At 64.5% G+C, this 15,737-nt stretch carries 23 protein-coding genes; 16 read left to right on the forward strand and 7 right to left on the reverse strand.

Annotated elements, in window-relative coordinates; genetic code table 11:
* Positions 1–87 precede the first annotated feature (87 nt).
* The 3 genes from GGQ98_RS08090 to GGQ98_RS08100 all read right to left on the reverse strand — a co-directional run bounded on the left by GGQ98_RS08090 (position 88) and on the right by GGQ98_RS08100 (position 3,836).
* On the reverse strand, positions 88–321 hold the full coding sequence (locus GGQ98_RS08090; RefSeq protein WP_184067760.1) for an acyltransferase family protein: 234 nt from the start codon (positions 319–321) through the stop codon (positions 88–90).
* The gene (locus GGQ98_RS08095) at positions 318–1,703 is read right to left on the reverse strand and encodes a hypothetical protein (protein ID WP_184067763.1); all 1,386 of its coding nucleotides are present in this window, start codon (positions 1,701–1,703) and stop codon (positions 318–320) included. The genes GGQ98_RS08090 and GGQ98_RS08095 overlap by 4 nt, the downstream gene beginning before the upstream one ends.
* Positions 1,704–2,141: 438 nt before the next feature.
* The gene (locus GGQ98_RS08100) at positions 2,142–3,836 is read right to left on the reverse strand and encodes a hypothetical protein (protein WP_184067766.1); all 1,695 of its coding nucleotides are present in this window, start codon (positions 3,834–3,836) and stop codon (positions 2,142–2,144) included.
* Positions 3,837–3,948: 112 nt separating this feature from the next.
* Here GGQ98_RS08100 and GGQ98_RS08105 point away from each other — a divergent pair, with 112 nt between their 5' ends.
* Positions 3,949–4,155 carry a hypothetical protein gene (locus GGQ98_RS08105; protein WP_184067769.1) on the forward strand — a complete coding sequence of 69 codons (207 nt, stop codon included), beginning with the start codon at positions 3,949–3,951 and terminating at the stop codon, positions 4,153–4,155.
* A 229-nt stretch (positions 4,156–4,384) separates the two neighbouring features.
* Here the strand turns inward: GGQ98_RS08105 and GGQ98_RS08110 are convergent, their stop codons facing one another.
* Both GGQ98_RS08110 and pspF read right to left on the reverse strand, forming a co-directional pair.
* Entirely contained in the window at positions 4,385–4,975 is a 591-nt protein-coding gene (locus GGQ98_RS08110; RefSeq protein ID WP_184067772.1) for a superoxide dismutase, read from the reverse strand.
* 84 nt (positions 4,976–5,059) lie between these two features.
* Positions 5,060–6,100 (reverse strand): phage shock protein operon transcriptional activator, encoded by a 1,041-nt coding sequence (pspF, locus tag GGQ98_RS08115; protein WP_184067775.1) that lies wholly within the window; start codon positions 6,098–6,100, stop codon positions 5,060–5,062.
* A 188-nt stretch (positions 6,101–6,288) separates the two neighbouring features.
* Here pspF and GGQ98_RS08120 point away from each other — a divergent pair, with 188 nt between their 5' ends.
* From GGQ98_RS08120 to GGQ98_RS08175, 12 genes are all read left to right on the forward strand, one after another.
* Complete coding sequence (locus tag GGQ98_RS08120; protein WP_184067778.1) at positions 6,289–6,465, forward strand: hypothetical protein; 177 nt, start codon at positions 6,289–6,291, stop codon at positions 6,463–6,465.
* A gap of 58 nt (positions 6,466–6,523) precedes the next feature.
* Positions 6,524–7,195, forward strand: a complete 672-nt coding sequence (gene pspA, locus GGQ98_RS08125; RefSeq protein ID WP_184067781.1) for a phage shock protein PspA — start codon at positions 6,524–6,526, stop codon at positions 7,193–7,195.
* 3 nt (positions 7,196–7,198) lie between these two features.
* Positions 7,199–7,489, forward strand: a complete 291-nt coding sequence (gene pspB, locus GGQ98_RS08130; protein WP_184067785.1) for an envelope stress response membrane protein PspB — start codon at positions 7,199–7,201, stop codon at positions 7,487–7,489.
* Complete coding sequence (locus GGQ98_RS08135; protein ID WP_184067788.1) at positions 7,486–7,677, forward strand: PspC domain-containing protein; 192 nt, start codon at positions 7,486–7,488, stop codon at positions 7,675–7,677. Before pspB ends, GGQ98_RS08135 begins: the two co-directional genes overlap by 4 nt.
* Positions 7,678–7,699: 22 nt before the next feature.
* On the forward strand, positions 7,700–8,077 hold the full coding sequence (gene pspC / locus GGQ98_RS08140) for an envelope stress response membrane protein PspC (RefSeq protein ID WP_184067791.1): 378 nt from the start codon (positions 7,700–7,702) through the stop codon (positions 8,075–8,077).
* Positions 8,078–8,107: 30 nt separating this feature from the next.
* A complete protein-coding gene (locus GGQ98_RS08145) occupies positions 8,108–8,395 on the forward strand; it encodes a hypothetical protein (RefSeq protein ID WP_184067795.1) in 288 nt (95 codons plus the stop codon).
* 19 nt (positions 8,396–8,414) lie between these two features.
* Positions 8,415–8,741: a hypothetical protein gene (locus tag GGQ98_RS08150; RefSeq protein WP_184067798.1), complete on the forward strand. Its 327-nt coding sequence runs from the start codon at positions 8,415–8,417 to the stop codon at positions 8,739–8,741.
* Between the two features lie 30 nt (positions 8,742–8,771).
* Positions 8,772–9,005, forward strand: a complete 234-nt coding sequence (locus tag GGQ98_RS08155) for a hypothetical protein (protein WP_184067801.1) — start codon at positions 8,772–8,774, stop codon at positions 9,003–9,005.
* Between the two features lie 16 nt (positions 9,006–9,021).
* On the forward strand, positions 9,022–9,252 hold the full coding sequence (locus tag GGQ98_RS08160; RefSeq protein WP_184067804.1) for a hypothetical protein: 231 nt from the start codon (positions 9,022–9,024) through the stop codon (positions 9,250–9,252).
* 143 nt (positions 9,253–9,395) lie between these two features.
* Complete coding sequence (locus GGQ98_RS08165) at positions 9,396–9,812, forward strand: SufE family protein (protein WP_184067807.1); 417 nt, start codon at positions 9,396–9,398, stop codon at positions 9,810–9,812.
* The gene (locus GGQ98_RS08170; RefSeq protein WP_184067809.1) at positions 9,809–10,252 is read left to right on the forward strand and encodes a PaaI family thioesterase; all 444 of its coding nucleotides are present in this window, start codon (positions 9,809–9,811) and stop codon (positions 10,250–10,252) included. Before GGQ98_RS08165 ends, GGQ98_RS08170 begins: the two co-directional genes overlap by 4 nt.
* The gene (locus GGQ98_RS08175; protein WP_243451778.1) at positions 10,249–10,686 is read left to right on the forward strand and encodes a PaaI family thioesterase; all 438 of its coding nucleotides are present in this window, start codon (positions 10,249–10,251) and stop codon (positions 10,684–10,686) included. The genes GGQ98_RS08170 and GGQ98_RS08175 overlap by 4 nt, the downstream gene beginning before the upstream one ends.
* A gap of 3 nt (positions 10,687–10,689) precedes the next feature.
* Here GGQ98_RS08175 and GGQ98_RS08180 read toward each other — a convergent pair whose 3' ends face one another.
* Both GGQ98_RS08180 and GGQ98_RS08185 read right to left on the reverse strand, forming a co-directional pair.
* Positions 10,690–11,223 carry a J domain-containing protein gene (locus tag GGQ98_RS08180; protein WP_184067812.1) on the reverse strand — a complete coding sequence of 178 codons (534 nt, stop codon included), beginning with the start codon at positions 11,221–11,223 and terminating at the stop codon, positions 10,690–10,692.
* Positions 11,224–11,280: 57 nt separating this feature from the next.
* Positions 11,281–12,882, reverse strand: coding sequence for a phosphoenolpyruvate carboxykinase (locus GGQ98_RS08185; RefSeq protein WP_184067815.1), 1,602 nt, complete (start codon positions 12,880–12,882; stop codon positions 11,281–11,283).
* A 149-nt stretch (positions 12,883–13,031) separates the two neighbouring features.
* Between GGQ98_RS08185 and GGQ98_RS08190 the strand changes: the two genes are divergently transcribed.
* The 3 genes from GGQ98_RS08190 to GGQ98_RS08200 are packed head-to-tail and all read left to right on the forward strand — an operon-like array spanning position 13,032 to position 15,731.
* Positions 13,032–13,739, forward strand: coding sequence for a response regulator (locus GGQ98_RS08190; protein ID WP_184067963.1), 708 nt, complete (start codon positions 13,032–13,034; stop codon positions 13,737–13,739).
* On the forward strand, positions 13,708–15,315 hold the full coding sequence (locus GGQ98_RS08195) for a stimulus-sensing domain-containing protein (protein ID WP_184067818.1): 1,608 nt from the start codon (positions 13,708–13,710) through the stop codon (positions 15,313–15,315). The genes GGQ98_RS08190 and GGQ98_RS08195 overlap by 32 nt, the downstream gene beginning before the upstream one ends.
* Positions 15,315–15,731 carry an HPr kinase/phosphorylase gene (locus GGQ98_RS08200; RefSeq protein WP_184067820.1) on the forward strand — a complete coding sequence of 139 codons (417 nt, stop codon included), beginning with the start codon at positions 15,315–15,317 and terminating at the stop codon, positions 15,729–15,731. The genes GGQ98_RS08195 and GGQ98_RS08200 overlap by 1 nt, the downstream gene beginning before the upstream one ends.
* The last annotated feature ends 6 nt before the right edge of the window (positions 15,732–15,737 follow it).

Consider the following 15,737-nt stretch of genomic DNA (forward strand, 5'->3'; position numbering starts at 1 on the left):
GGCTCCGCTTCGCAGGCCATTGCTCAACCCGCGCTCATGCGCAACAAAGCTGCCGGACTCTAATCCGTGCTGGTGGAAACCAGGGGGTCACGTCAAGCCGAGTGAAGAATTTATGTCGGCATGATAATTCAGATACATGACGAAACCGGAGAGTACGAAAAACATATCCACGGCGAGATCGCCGTTCTTCAGGAAACCAAAGACTCCGCCGGATACATAAGGCTCGAGAACGGACCGGGTGTGATAAAGGACGACCCACCAGGCAGCGAGACCCCGCAAACTCGTCAGCGCGTCCAGTTGGAATCCGCGTTGCTCCGTCATCGCGCGCGCGCATCAGAAATTGTGGAGAAGTCTATAGCCGAATGCTTCCATGACAGTATGCCCACATAGCGCCAGACACGCGTGGCATCACGCGCACGCTCAGTGCGGGAAATGGCATCTTCGAGGCCGCCCACGCGTGCTATCCAACCCCGTGAAAGCGCATCACGTGCCAGCTTCATGGCCCAGTATCCGCGCAACACCGTGTGCGGGCTTGCGTCATTGAAATTTTCAACCGGATGGGCGCTGTTGCCGTTTACCCACGCAATGAAGGACGCCCTGTCACGATACGGCATGGCCCCTTTGACGAGGATGGGGAACCCGCTTCCCGAACCGGTGCCATAGACGCCCCGCGCGCCTCCGATCGCGCCGAACCGAAGCACGAAGTTTTCAGCAATCCGATGGAGAAGATCAGGGTATCCTGCGGACGCCCAGAGATAGGCCGCTTCCGGGCCGTATATCTGAATCATGAAATTGGAGTAGGCATTGTCATCATTGCTGTCGATGCCGCGGAAAATTGAGACAGAGCGGTTCTGAACAGAGCGAGACGCATCCATTCGAGCGAGTTGCGTTTTCCAGCCGGCCCACATGTCCGCATTCATTTTCTCGGCGCGCGCCTTCGGCCAGAACAGATTTCCTTTTTCGGTCGAGACATTCGCAGCGATATCGCGCAGCTTCCACATTGCCGAGAATTGATTGAGCGTCGTGCGCTGATAGCTGAAGCGCGGCAGATAGCGCCCTGCGCTGCGCTGGTAATTGCTGGCAAGCGCATAGGCCATGATGGCTTGCTGCAAGATCGCCGCGCGAGGATCCCCCGTCGCCAGCCAGTACGCGTATCCGTGATTGAAAAGATGCGCCTCGTCGCGGCGATGGCTGTAAACCTTGCCGGCCTCCGCTGTAATTTCGGCGAGATAGGGATAATCGGCCGGGGCCGTCCACTTGCCTTCGTCGCCGTAATCATCCCCGCCCTTCACGGTCCCCTCGTTGGCGTAAGGCGCATCGCCGGGCAGCGGGATCTGAGGATCCCGCATCTGATGATGCCGATCCGACCAGATCACCAGGTTGGGAAGACTCAATCCGTAAAGCACCTCGACGCGCGCGCGCGCTGCAGCCGAAGCGAACATCTTTCCGTCGCGTCGCAGCGCAGCCGCGATCATCCGCGCATCGGTTTCCGAGAGGAACCCGCGTGACGACCCCGCCTCGCCCGCCTGCCCCGACACGATTCCGATGGCGTTCTTCGATGCCGAGCGCCCGTAAATACGGTCAGGGCGATAGCGATCGACCGCAGGCTCCTTGCGGTTGCGCGGGGACGGAAATCCATCGAACGCGCGCGGTGCATACGGCAGCACGCGCATGGCCTTCACCGCATCGGCAAGACGCGCCATGCTCGGCGCAACGGGCTCGCCCGTATCGGCGCATTTCATGGAGCCGGGGAGCACCGAGATCGGCTGCACCGATCCGTCGACCACGACCGCATAGCGACGCTCCTCGATCGCACCGCCGCCATCGGGAGCACGAACGATGCACACCGAATACCATCCGGGTTTCGAACGGTACGTGAAGAGATAGGCGCGGCCTTCCGCCACGCGGCCAAGGTCGGCGACCGGCCATTCCCCACTCGGCGTGCGCAGCACATCCAGCGGAGCGGCCCGGGCGGCCTTGCCATCGATGGCAAACCGCGTCGCGGCATCAGCCGATGGTGTTTCCCAACCGATCATGGCTGCAAGACCAATCAGCGCATGGACGCAGCGTTGCCGGTAAAACGTCATGAAGAAGTTCTGGCACCTTGCCCCGGATGGAGCAAGGTACCGGAGAGCCCAAACCTAGAAGTTCACCGCCGCGTGCTTCCAGCCGACGACGCCCAGATCCTTGTTGGGAGCCGTCTTTGCCCGCGCGGTTTCGATTTTGGAGATGGCATCGTCGAGACCGGGGACCGCGGCCAGCCATCCACGCTTGACGGCATCCTGGGCGAGTTTCAGCGACCAATAAGCGCGCTGCACGGTGTGCTGGGCGGAACCATCGAAATTATCGGTCGGCAAGGTGTTGCCCGCGTTCGTCCACGTGATGAAGCTGTTCGTATCCGTATAGGGCAGCACGGCGCCTTCGAGGATCTGGAAACCCGATCCCGTACCCTTGCCGTAGACACCGCGCGTTCCGCCGATCTTGCCGAAACGCAGCACCATGTTTTCGGCAATGCGCTTCAGCATCGCCGGCTCGCCCTTGGACGCGAACAGATAGGCCGCTTCCGGGCCATAGGCCTGGATCATGAAGTTGGAGTACGCCGAATCCTGATTGAGATCGATACCGCGAAAGATCGAAGACGAACGCTGGTGGGCCGAAGTGCCCGCGTCCATCGACGCGAGCTGCGATTTCCAGTCGGCGAAGACATCATCGACCATCTTCTGCGCGCGCGCCTTGGGCCACAGGATGTTGCCATTCGAACTGCTCGCGTTCTCCGCAACGTCCTGAAGTTTCCACATCGCCGACCAGACGTTCATCGTCGTGCGCTGATAGCCGAACCGCGTGCGGTAGCTGCCATCGGCATAGGAACCCTGAAAGATGCTGGCGAGCGCGTAGGCGGCAATCGCCTGTTGCAGGATCGCCGCGCGCGGATCGCCCGTGGCCAGCCAGTAGGCATAGCCGTGGTTGAACAGGTGCGCCTCGTCGCGTCCGTGCGAATAGCAGGCGCCGCCGGTGGCGCCGATCTGGCTGAGCCAGGGATAATCCGTGGGGGCGCACCATTCGCCTTCGTCTCCGAGCTGGTCCGCTTTGCTGCTGGTGCCCTCGTTGACGTAGGGCTTGTCGCCGCTGAGCGGAATCTGCGGATCGCGCAGGAGATTGTGGTTTTCCGACCAGATCGCGAGGTTCGGCAGGCCGAGGCCGTAGAGCGTCTGGATGCGGTTTTGCTGGGCGGCATCGTTGAAGACCGCGCTGTTGCCCGCGATCGCCGCAGCGATCATCACGGCATCGTCGCCGGAAATGAACCCGCGTGACGATCCGTATTCGCCGCCCGCGCCCGTGACGGCATAGGCGATCGCATTGTTCATGCCCGAACGGCCGTAGATGCGCCCGGGGACGTAGCCGATCTTGTTCTCGGTCGTGCGCTCCGTCGCGAGAGTTGGCGATTTCGACCAGCCGTCGAAGGCTGCGCTCGAATAGGGAAGCACGCGCTTGGCGGTTACCGCGGCGCGGAGCCGCTCCATCGACGGCGCGACCGGCTCTCCGTTGTCGATGCACTTCATGCTGCCGTTCAGCACCGAGAGCCCGACCTCGACGCCGTTCACCGACAGCGCATAGTTGCGCTCGCCGACCGACGTGTCGCTCGGCACCGCATAGCGCACGATGCAGACGCTCCACCATGTCGGGCGGCTGGATAGGCCGAACTTGTAGGCGCGGCCGCCGCTGACCGGGCCGAGATCGCTGACCGGCCATGTGCCCGTGGGCGTGGTGATCGTATCCATCGCCTTCGCCACGAGGCTCTGGCCCGCGAGCGAAACCGTGACCGGGCCGGCAGGCATCGCCGGATCGGCCGGCGGCGGTGTGGGCGTTGGAGTCGGCGTTGGCGTTGGCGTTGGCGTGGGAGTCGGTGTCGGTGTCGGTGTCGGTGTGGGAGTAGGCGTCGGAGTGGGAGTGGGAGTCGGCGTTGGTGTGGGAGTCGGCGTCGGGGTTGGCGTCGGCGTGGGAGTCGGCGTTGGCGTCGGGGACGGATCCGACGGCGCGGGTGTCACCGAAGCGGGCGGCGTTACGGTGGCCCCCGCGTCGGTTTGCGTGCCGCTCGATCCGCCGCCGCCGCAAGCCGAGAGAAGAATGAAAGCCGATACGAAAGCGACAGAGTGACCCCGGCCGCGCAGATGCCCAGCAGAAAATGTGTTCATTGACCCCAACGACCCCTCGTTGTGACCGCAAAATTGCGGATTTGAGGGGATTCTTGGGTGCCAACTCTAAACAAATGCCTAATACATCAAGTGTCGTGCGGCACTTTGATGGTTAAGACAGCCGAAGTGATTGTAATTACGGCAACGAAATGTTGGTTAACACTTCATTAGGTTTTGGCTTCAACATTTCGTCAACGAAGATTGGTCGCAGCAAAAGCCCAATTGATCGTATTGGTTAAGAATATGTCTACAAAATCGGGCCGGGCGTTCTGGTAATCGAGATAATATGCGTGCTCCCACACGTCGAGCGTGAGCAGCGGATTCAGCCCTTCGTGAACCAGCGCCGAATCGGCGTCGTGCGTGGACATGATCTTCAGACCGTCGCCATCCTGGCACAGCCACGCCCAGCCGCTGCCGAAATGCCCGGTCGACTCGGCCTTGAAGGCGTCGTGAAACCCCTCGAGCCCGCCGAAGGCGGAATCGACCAGTGCCTTCATCCGGCCTTCCGGGCCTGTCTTCTCCGGGGAAAGCGAATTCCAGAAGAACGTGTGGTTCCACGCCTGGGCGGCGTTGTTGAACAGGCCCTGATCGCCCTTCGCCTTCGCGGCGCGGACGATCTCCTCCAGCGGCTTGCCGTCGAGCGGGGTTCCGGCGATCGCCGCATTCGTCTTGTCGACATAGGCCTTGTGGTGCTTGCCGTGATGATAATCGAGCGTCCGGGCGGACATGTGCGGCTCCAGCGCATCGCTGGCGAACGGCAGGGCGGGAAGTTCAATAGGCATCGATGATCCTCGTTATGAATGCGCGGGGGTTTGTGGACCAACGCAGAGCGCCGCGCGAGGTTGCGGGCGAACATGCGGGGTGTGTCAGGATGCCGCGCGGTTCAGAAGCCCGTGGCGGCGCATGCAGTGGCGCAATTGATCGTATGTCACCGAAAGCGCGACAGCCGCAGCACGCTGGTTGTAGCGGCAGGTTTCCAGCGTGCCGACCAGAATATCGCGTTCATATTCCGCGACCGCCGCGCGCAGGTCGCTCACCGCGGCGCGCCTTTCGGCAGCCGCCACCGCAACGGTCGCTGCCGCTTCCACCGCTTTGGGCGCCGCATCTGGGGCCACGATCGAACCGCGCGGCCGCCAGGGCGAATCGAACGGATCGAACTGCAACGCATCCACCGGCGTCGACGGGTCTCCCCAGCGGTACAGCGCGCGCTCCACGACGTTCTTGAGCTCGCGGACGTTGCCCGGCCAGTCGTGGGCGCGCAGATTCTGGCGCGCTTCGCGGCTGAAACCGGGAAAATCCGGCCATGACAGCTCCACGGACATGCGCCGCGCGAAATGGTTGGCAAGCTCCATGATGTCATCGGAACGCGCGCGCAGCGGCGGCAGCGTGATAACCTCGAACGAGAGCCGGTCGAGCAGATCGGCGCGGAAACGCCCCTTTTCCACAAGTCCCGGCAAATCCTCGTTGGTCGCGCCGACGATGCGCACATCGACGGAAAGCGGCCGGTTCGCGCCGAGCCGCGTCAGTTCGCCGTATTCGACGACGCGCAGCAGCCGCTCCTGCGCGGCGGAAGACAGCGTGCCCACCTCGTCGAGGAAAAGCGTGCCGCCGTCGGCTTCCTCGAACCGCCCGCGCCGGGTCGAAACCGCGCCGGTAAACGCGCCGGCCTCGTAACCGAAAAGCTCGGCATCGATCAGGGCCTCGGACATGGCCGCGCAGTTCATGGGAATGAACGGCTCCTCCCAGCGCGGGCTCAGCCGGTGCAGCCGCTCCGCGACCATCTCCTTGCCCGTTCCGCGCTCGCCGATGACGAGCACGGGCCGGTTGAGCGCCGCAGCCAGACTCGCCCGCTCGATCGCATCGAGCAGCTGGGTCGATTGGCCGACAAGAGTCGCTGAGTCTTTCATCGCCAACACTTAGCGAAAAATCCCATATTTTCGCAATATGCACTTGTGAGATTTTGCGAACTTTTGAAGCGAATTTCCTATAAATCACTGAAAATATGATATTTACTTTGCCGCAGAAAAATTGGCACGCCCCTTGCTGAACAGGAAGCAACAGATTTGAAAGCAACAGTTAAACACAGGAGGCATCAATGATCGCACAGGGCAACACCAACCTTTTCCGGACCTTCTTCTGCACCGTCGGTGCCGTTGCGGTCAGCTCGGTACTGCTTTTCGCCGCAGCGGGCCCCGCTCGCGCCGAAGCGCCGGCCAAGCTCGCCCAGGTTCAGATGAACACGGTTTCGACGAGCACCCCGATCATCTACTGATCGGTTCGTCGACCGTTGCGCTCCGGCCGCAACCTTCAATTTCAGGAGTTCTGACCCGATGGGCATTTTTTCGAGGACGCGCGACATCATCGCCGCAAACGTCACCGACCTTCTCGACCGCGCCGAAGATCCGGCGAAGATGATCCGCATGATCATCATGGAGATGGAAGAGACGCTCGTGGAAGTCCGCGCCTCCGCCGCCCGCACCATCGCGGACCAGAAGGAAATGCGCCGCACGATCATGAAGCTGGAGCAGGCGCGGTCGACATGGGCGGAGAAAGCCGAACTCGCGCTGTCGAAGAATCGCGAGGATCTTGCCAAGGCGGCGCTGCTCGAAAAGCAGAAGATGAGCGGCAATGCCGCGCAGCTGCAGGCCGAGGTTGATCTTCTCGACGAACAGCTTTCGCACTACGAAGGCGACATCCAGAAGCTGGAAAGCAAACTTCGCGAGGCCCGCACCCGCCAGTCGGGGCTGCTTTCGCGGCTCGAGACGGCGAACAACCGGGTTCGCATGCGCAGCCTGCTGCGCGGCCCCAAGGTCGATGAAGCCTTTTCGCGCTTCGATGTGCTGGAACGCCGCGTCGATTACGCCGAAGGCCAGGTGGATGCGTTCGGGCTCGGTGAAACGCGGACCCTGGAGATGCAGATCGCCGATCTGCGCACCGACGACGCCGTCGAGGCCGAACTCGCCGCGATGAAGAGCAAGATGGCTCACAAGCAGGAGGGTTGATCGATGGATGCCGCACTCGTTCCGCTCGTCGCGCTTATTGTCATCTTCATCGGGATGCCGTGGCTGTTCCTGCACTACCGGATGAAATCCAAGCAGAACCGCAGCCTTTCGATCGAGGATGAACGCATGCTCGACGATCTTCACCAGGCCGCCATGCGGCTTGAGGACCGCTTGCAGACCATCGAGCGCATCATGTCGGCCGACGACCCCAACTGGCGTCAGATCTCGGCGGGAAGCCCCGTCGGCGAACGCCCGGACGAAACGCGCACGGCAGAGATCAGGAGGATGAAATGAGTTTCGCGCTCGACAAGACCAACGCGATGTTTCTGGGCGTCTGCGCCGGCTTCGCCCGGATGACGAATACGGATGCGCTCTGGTGGCGGATCGGCGCGGTGATCGGCACCATCGCGGGCTTCGGCCTTCTGCCGATCGTCTACCTGCTGATCGCCTGGCTCGCCCAGCCGCGCACCCACGACGCCTGATACGACACGACGGGAGAGCCCCATGTCCAGCCGCACCAAATTCTATCTCAACAAGCGCGAGAAAAAGTGGATGGGCGTGTGCTCCGGCCTCGCGGACTTCACGGGGATCGATGTTCTCTGGTGGCGCGTCGGCGCCGTTCTGGGCACGATACTGGGCGCGGGCATCCTGCCGATCGCCTATCTGGTGATCGGCCTGATGGCTTCGGACAAGCCTTCGGAATTCTACAGCGAGAGCGTCGTGGACCAGAAGTTCTGGCAGAAGGTGCGCGTGGCGCCGAGCCGTTCGATCCGCGACGTCCACGCGAGCTTCCGCGATGTAGACCGCCGGCTCGCGCATATCGAGCGGCATTATACGTCGCAGAACACGCGGCTCGCGAACGAGATCGACAGTCTTCGCTAGCGCGGGGACGAGACTGGGGGACCGTGAACCATGCCTGCCGAAGTCGGATTTCTGATCGGTCTCCTTGCCGGAGCCGTGGGCATGTGGCTGCTGCATGTGTCCGCCCGCCGCGGCGCGGCAGGCGAACCTGCCGAAGCCCCCGCCGAGACGCCCGTGTTCAGCTTCGAACGTGAGCTGGAGACGCGCCGCCTCGCAGCGGAGAACGCCGCCCTGATGACCCAGATGGAAGACGTGCGCGAACGCCTGGCGACGCTCGAACGTCTGGCGATCGACCGCTCGTCACGGCTCGCCGACGAAATAGAGGCCCTGAGGGCCTAGCAGAACAAGGGACAGGATCATGGACATCTTCATCTACCCCTATCTTCCCTGGATCGTCGGCGGCGGCCTTGCGCTCGGCGCGCTCGCCATCGCGGGCTGGGTGTTCACGACGTGGATACGCATCAAGCACGGCTACCCGCTGGAAAACGCCTGGGGCATGGCCGTGCATCCGAAGGTTTCGACCGAGGCGCAGGAACGCATCACGCTGCTCACCAGCGAAAACGTCCAGCTCCGCGCCGAACTCGGCAGCGTCAAGGACCGGCTCGCCACGATCGAGCGCATCGTCACCGACGGATCCTTCAGGCTGGAAAACGAGATCGAACAGCTTCGCGGCCCGAAAAACTGAGCCTGCGGAGCAACAGGGAAAGAGCGACCGATGCACGTATTCGAAATGGTGGTTCTGATCGTCGCGATCGCGGTGTTCGGCAACATCGTGCTCCAGCACATGAAGCAGAAAGGCCGGGCGCGGCCCGATGCCGAGGTCGAAAACGACCGCCTGCGCGGCGAGATCGGCAACCTGAAGGATCGGATTGCGACGCTGGAACGCCTGGCGACCGACAAGAGCCGGCGCCTGGCCGACGAAATCGATGCGCTTGGGCGCGATCGGTAGAAAGGGAGTGACGGACATGCCCGGATTTGAAAGTCTGATCGTCATCACCGCCGGGGCGATGCTGAGCCTCGGCATGCTCGCCGGTATCGCCGCCTGGTGCTGGAAAGGCTGGCTCGAACTCAAGCGCGCGGAACTCGGGAACGGCAGACCGGCCGTAAACCCGGCCGTATCCGGCAGGATCGACGTCGCCGACCTGAAAGAGCGCGTGAAGAAGCTGGAAGCGATCGCCGCCGGCGTCGATTACTGAGCGTCAGCCCAGCACGTGCAGGCCCGATTCCGTTCGTTTCTCCCGACCATGGCGGCAAGACGTGTGATCGCGTTCATACCGCTCGGGGCCGGCCTCGCCCCGGCTTGACGCGGCGGCATCGCGCGCCCAAGTCTGCGGCCACGATGACGCTGCCAGACTTCAACACCCTTCGCGACGATTTCGAAATCCTCGACGAGCCCGACGACCGCTACCGGCTGCTCATCGATCTGGGCAAAGCGCTGGAGCCGATGCCCGACGCGCTGAAGACCGACGCCACCAAGGTGCGCGGCTGCTCGGCAAGCGTATGGGTGTATCCGACCGCAGCGGAAAAGGGCCGGCTGCACTTCCTCGCCGACAGCAACGCCGCAATCACCAAGGGCATCGTCGCGCTGATCCTGACGCTGGTGCAGGACCGCACGGCGGAGGAGGTGCTGGCGCTCGACATCGCCGAAGAACTCGCGCCGTTCGCGCTTGCCAAGCACCTGTCGTCGAACCGCACGCAGGGGATCCCGAACATGATCGCGCTCATCCGCGAAACCGCCGCCCGGCTTGCGGCATGAACCCCATCCTGAAGCCCATCATCGACGGCTTCCTGAACTTCGTTCCGCACGTGAAGGCGCTCGGCATGGGCTTCCGCGCCGTCGGCGACGACTGGGCGGAACTGACGCTGCCCTACGCCGAGCATCTGGTCGCCTATCCCGGCGACGACGGCGCGCCCGGCGTGATCGCCTCGGGCGCGATCTTCTCGCTGATGGATTCGGTGGGCGGCATGGCGGTGATCGCGAAATCGAAGCGCCTCATGCAGCAGGCGACGCTCGACCTCCGGATCGATTACCTGCGCCCCGCCAGGCCCGGCAACACCGTGATCGGCCGCGCCGAAGTCATCCGGCAGACGCGCGCCGTCGCGTTCGTGAAGGGGATCGCGCACGACGGCGACGCGGACGATCCCGTCGCGCTGATGACCGCGTGCTACATGTTCACGGCGGGCGCGAAATCATGAATTTCGACACGCTCGTCCGCGAATTGATGGGCGCGGCAGACGAAGGCCCGCTCTCGTCCCTGCCCTATGCGCGGACCCTGGGGCTGAGCTATCGCCGTGAAGCGGAGGGCATCATGATCATCATGCCCTTTGCAAAACAGTTGATCGGGTCGCCCCGCCGCCTCCACGGCGGCACGGTCGCGGGGCTGCTCGAGGTCGCCTCGATCGCGCAGCTCGTCCATGTGCTGGGCCACGAGGAAACCGCGCCGGGCGTGAAGCCGATCAATGTCACGGTCGATTATCTGCGCTCCGCCGCGTGCGAGACGACTTACGCAGCCGCCCTCGTCACCCGCATGGGGCGCCGGATCGCGAACGTGCGGGCGGAAGCCTGGCAGGGCGACCGCGACGCGCCGGTGGCCGCAGCGCACATGAACGTGCTGCTGGTTCGGGAGTAGCGCTCAGGCGCCGTTCCAGTTTTTCCCCTCTTCGCCCCTTCGCAGCACTTCATAGGCCGCCTGCACGGCGTGGAACTGCCGCGCGGCCTCCTTGTCGTCCTGGTTGTGGTCGGGGTGATACTGCTTGGCGAGCCTGCGGTAGGCGCGTTTGACCGCTTCGAAGTCGGCGTCGTCCTCCAGCTCGAGCGCGCGCAGGGCATCGAGTTCGCCGCGCGTGCGGCTGCCGTCGCCCGGGCCGGTCCACTGCCAGTGCCGGGCCTGTTCGAACGCGGTGTCGCCGCGCTCCGCGTGTTCGCGCGCCGCAGCTTCCTCCTTGGTCAGGCCCTCGAAGTAGTTCCAGCCCTTGTTGTATTCGGCGGCATGCGTCTCGCAGAAATACCAGCGTTCGGGGCTGTTGGGAGACTTGGGCGCGGGCCGGTCGCCGGCGGCCGTGCAACCGTGGCGGTCGCACAGGCGCACGTTCACCGCCTCGCGCCCGCCGCCGTAGCTGCGCCAGCGGGGAAAGCCCCAATCGTTGTTGCGAGTCTGACGTACCATGACGAGCAAGGTAGGCGAGCGTCTGCGGCAGCGCCAGACCCGGCGGCGCCGCGGACCTCAGGCTGCCTTCGGCGCCGCCTGACGCACGCCTTCATCGACGTGATCGGAGAATTGCGCGAAGTTGTCGATGAAAAGGCCGACGAGCTTTTGCGCCTGCGCGTCGTACGCCGCCTTGTCGGCCCAGGTTTCGCGCGGGTTCAGGATCGCGCTGTCGACGCCCGGCACTTCGGTGGGCACCTGGAAGCCGAAGAACGGATCGGTGCGGAAGTTCGCGCCTTTCAGGCTGCCGTCGAGCGCGGCGTTCAGCAGCGCGCGCGTCGCCTTGATCGGCATGCGGTGGCCGGTGCCGTAGGCGCCGCCCGTCCAGCCCGTGTTGACCAGCCAGCAATCGACGCCGCCCTTGGCGATGCGTTCCTTCAGCAGGTTGCCGTAAACGCTCGGGTGGCGCGGCATGAACGGCGCGCCGAAGCAGGTGGAGAAGGTCGCGCTCGGCTCGGTGACGCCGATCTCGGTGCCCGCGACGCGCGCCGTGTAGCCCGAAAGGAAATGGTACATCGCCTGCTCGGGCGTCAGCCGCGAAATCGGCGGCAGCACGCCGTAGGCGTCGGCGGTGAGGAAGATGATGTTCTTCGGCACCGGCCCGAGGTTCTTTTCCGAAGCGTTCGGGATGAAGTCGATCGGGTAGGAGCCGCGGCTGTTTTCGGCGAGGCTGTTGTCGTCGAGATCGATGACGCGGGTGACGGGATCGATGACGACGTTTTCCAGCACCGTGCCGAAACGGCGCGTCGTCGCGAAGATTTCAGGCTCGGCCTCGGCCGAAAGGTTGATGACCTTGGCGTAGCAGCCGCCTTCGAAATTGAAGACCGCCGTATCGGACCAGCCGTGCTCGTCGTCGCCGATCAGCGTGCGCGAGGCGTCGGCGGAAAGCGTCGTCTTGCCCGTGCCCGAAAGCCCGAAGAACACCGCGCTCGATCCGTCGCTGCCGATGTTGGCGCTGCAGTGCATGGGCATCACGCCCTGCTCGGGGAGCATGTAGTTGAGAAGGCCGAACACCGACTTCTTCATCTCGCCGGCATAAGCGGTGCCGCCGATCAGGATCAGCTTCTCGGTATAGTTGACCGCGATCACCGTCTCGGTGCGGCTGCCGTGGCGGGCGGGATCGGCGCGGAAGCTCGGCAGGTCGATGATCGTGAATTCGGGCGTGAAACCAGGAAGCTCCGCCGGATTCGGGCGCACGAGCAGCGTGCGGATGAACAGATTGTGCCACGCAAGCTCGTTGATGACGCGCACGCGCACGCGGTATTCGGGCTGCGACCCGCCGAACAGATCCTGCACGAACAGCGTTTTCTTCTCAGCCAGCGCGGCGAAGAAGTCGGCTTTCAGCGCCGCAAAATGTTCGGGGTTCATCTTCTGGTTGCCGCCGTTGAACCAGATCGTGTCCTGCGTCACGGCGTCTTCGACCGTGAACTTGTCCTTTGCCGAGCGCCCCGTGTGCTTGCCCGTCTTCACCACGAAGGCGCCGTGCTGCGACAGCAGGCCTTCCTCGCGCGCGACGGCCTTCTCGATCAGCGGGGCGGTGCCCAGATTCCAGTGCAGTTCCGCCCCGGTGGTAATGCCCTGTTTATCAAGGCCAAAGGCGGGAATCGGGGACGCGGTCATGTCAACTCCTCAAGGATTCGGGCGGGCGCTTTTGAGGGTGCCCCTACACGATTCCCGCGCGATACGTCAAAAAATGCAAAGTTGCCGTTAAACGCGATCCGGTTTGCGCCGCGATTCCGGTTGGTTTACTGGAGCAGTCCATGTCATCCGTGCCCGCAACGATCGCCCTTGTCGACGACGACCGCAACATCCTGACTTCGGTCTCGATCGCGCTTCAGGCCGAGGGGTACACCGTCCGCGTCTATTCCGACGGCGCGAGCGCGCTGAAGGCGCTGACCGACACCCCCCCCGACCTTGCCGTACTCGACATCAAGATGCCGCGCATGGACGGCATGGAGCTGCTGCTGAAGCTGCGCGAGAAGTCCAACCTGCCGGTGATCTTCCTGACATCCAAGGACACCGAGATCGACGAGGCGCTGGGCCTCGCCATGGGCGCCGACGACTATATCGGCAAGCCGTTCAGCCAGCGGCTCCTCATCGAGCGTATCCGCGCCGTGCTGCGGCGCGCGCAGAATCGCGCGCAGCCTGTCGGAGAAGCCGAGGAGGAAGAGGCGCGCACGCTGACGCGCGGGCGGCTTTCCATGGATACCGCCCGTCACCGCGTGACGTGGGACGGCAAGGAGGTGCAGCTTACCGTCACCGAATTTCTGATCCTGGAGACGCTCGCCATGCGCCCCGGCTTTGTCCGGTCGCGCGATCAGTTGATGGATGCGGCCTATCAGGACGACGTCTACGTCGATGACCGCACCATCGACAGCCATATCAAGCGGCTGCGCAAGAAATTCCGCGCCGTCGATTCGCAGTTCGAGGCGATCGAGACCCTGTATGGCGTCGGCTACCGCTTTGACGAGGAATAGCGAGGCCCGGAGCGGCGAAGGGGGACGCGACGACACGCAGCTCCGGTGGTCGCGCGGGTGGTCGCTGACGGCGCGCATCCTTGCCGTCAACATGTTCGCCGTGCTGATGCTTGCGGGCGGCATCGTCTATCTCGACAGCTTCCGCGAACGCATGCTCGAACGGCGCGCCGAGGAAACCGGCATCGCGGCGAACCTGATGGCCGCCGCAATCTCCGAACGGATGCCGCAGGCGCCGGGCCGGCTTGCGCCGATGATCGCGCATTTCGGCAAGATCACCGACGCGCGGCTTCGGATTTATGACGCCGACGGCAACCGCGCGATCGACAGCTGGACGCTTACCGGACCCACGTTCGTGCTTCGAGACCCCGAGGCCGAGCCCTTCCGCAAGGATATCGCGCGCTTTCTGGATCGCATGATCGAGGGCGCCGTCGGCGCGCGGCAGTTCGAAAGATTCGCCGAACCGGCGCCCGACACGCGCCGCGCCTGGCCGGAGGCGGAGGCCGCGCTTGCCGGGACCGGGGTTGCCACGACGATCCGCTTCGCCCCGGACCGCACGATCATCATCACCGCCGCCGCGCCGCTCGACGACGGCAGCGTGCTGCACATGACGACCGACGCCCGCGACGTGACGCGCGGGGTTCGCGGCGAACGCCTGACGCTGTTCGTGATCTTCCTGGGCGTGCTGCTGCTTTCGCTGCTGCTGTCGAGCTTTCTGGCGCGCACCATCGTGCGCCCGCTGCGCCGCCTCGCCATCGCCGCGCAGCGCGTGCGGCTGGGCCGTGCCCGCGAGGTGACGATCCCGCGCTTCCAGAAGCGCCGCGACGAGATCGGCGCGCTTTCCCGCACGCTGTCCGACATGACCGCCGCGTTGCGTGCCCGCATCGACGCGACCGAGGCCTTCGCGGCGGATGTCGCGCACGAAATCAAGAACCCGCTCGCCTCGCTGCGCTCCGCCGTGGATGCGATGGGCAGCGTGAAGGATCCCGAACTCAGCGCGCGCCTGCTGACCGTGGTGCGCGACGACGTGCAGCGCATCGACCGCCTGATCTCCGACATCTCCGACGCCTCCCGCCTCGATGCCGAGCTGAGCCGCGTGCGCTTCGAGCGCATCGACCTGGGCGTCATGCTCGCCACGCTGATGAGCATCTACGAGACCCAGCCCGCCACTGCGGGCGTGACGCTGGCGTTCGCGCGGCCGCAGTTCGGCTCCGCCGTGGTGAACGGCGACGGCAGCCGCCTCGCGCAGGTCGCCCGCAACCTTATCGACAACGCCATCAGCTTCTCGCCTTCGGGCGGCCTCGTGCAGGTGACGGTCGCGCGCGTCGGCGAGCGGGTGCTGATGCGCGTCGACGATGACGGCCCCGGCCTGCCGCTCGAGGGCATCGACCGCATTTTCGAGCGTTTCTATTCCGAACGCCCCGAAGGCGAGGCGTTCGGGAGGCATTCCGGGCTCGGCCTCGCCATCGCCAAGGCGATCGTCGAGGCGCACGACGGCACCATCGCTGCGGAGAACCGCATCGAGCACGACGCGGTGAAGGGCGCGCGCTTCACCGTCAGCCTGCCCGCCACGCAGTGATGCGCATCCACGCCACGGCCGTTTCCATCGGCGGCAGGGCCGTGCTGCTGACCGGCGCATCGGGCGCGGGGAAATCCGACCTCGCGCTGCGGCTGATCGATCGCGGCGCGGTGCTGATCGCCGACGATCAGGTGGAACTGCGCGCGCGCGAGGGGCGCCTGTTCGCCGCACCGCCCGAGGCGATCGCGGGCAAAATCGAGGTTCGCGGGGTCGGCATCGTGCCGATGGCGTTTGCAGAAGACGTGCCCGTCGCCTGCATCATCGACCTCGACACGCGCCCCGAGCGCCTGCCCGAGCCGCGCACGCAGACGCTGGGCGGCGTTGCGGTGCCCGTCGCCGCGGTCGATCCGCGCGAAATCAGCGCACCGTTAAAGGTCGAACTGCTCTTGAGCGGCGGCGCGATACCACTAGACTAGGAGATC

Origin of the sequence: Sphingosinicella soli (assembly GCF_014199685.1) — a bacterium.
Lineage (GTDB): Bacteria > Pseudomonadota > Alphaproteobacteria > Sphingomonadales > Sphingomonadaceae > Sphingosinicella > Sphingosinicella soli.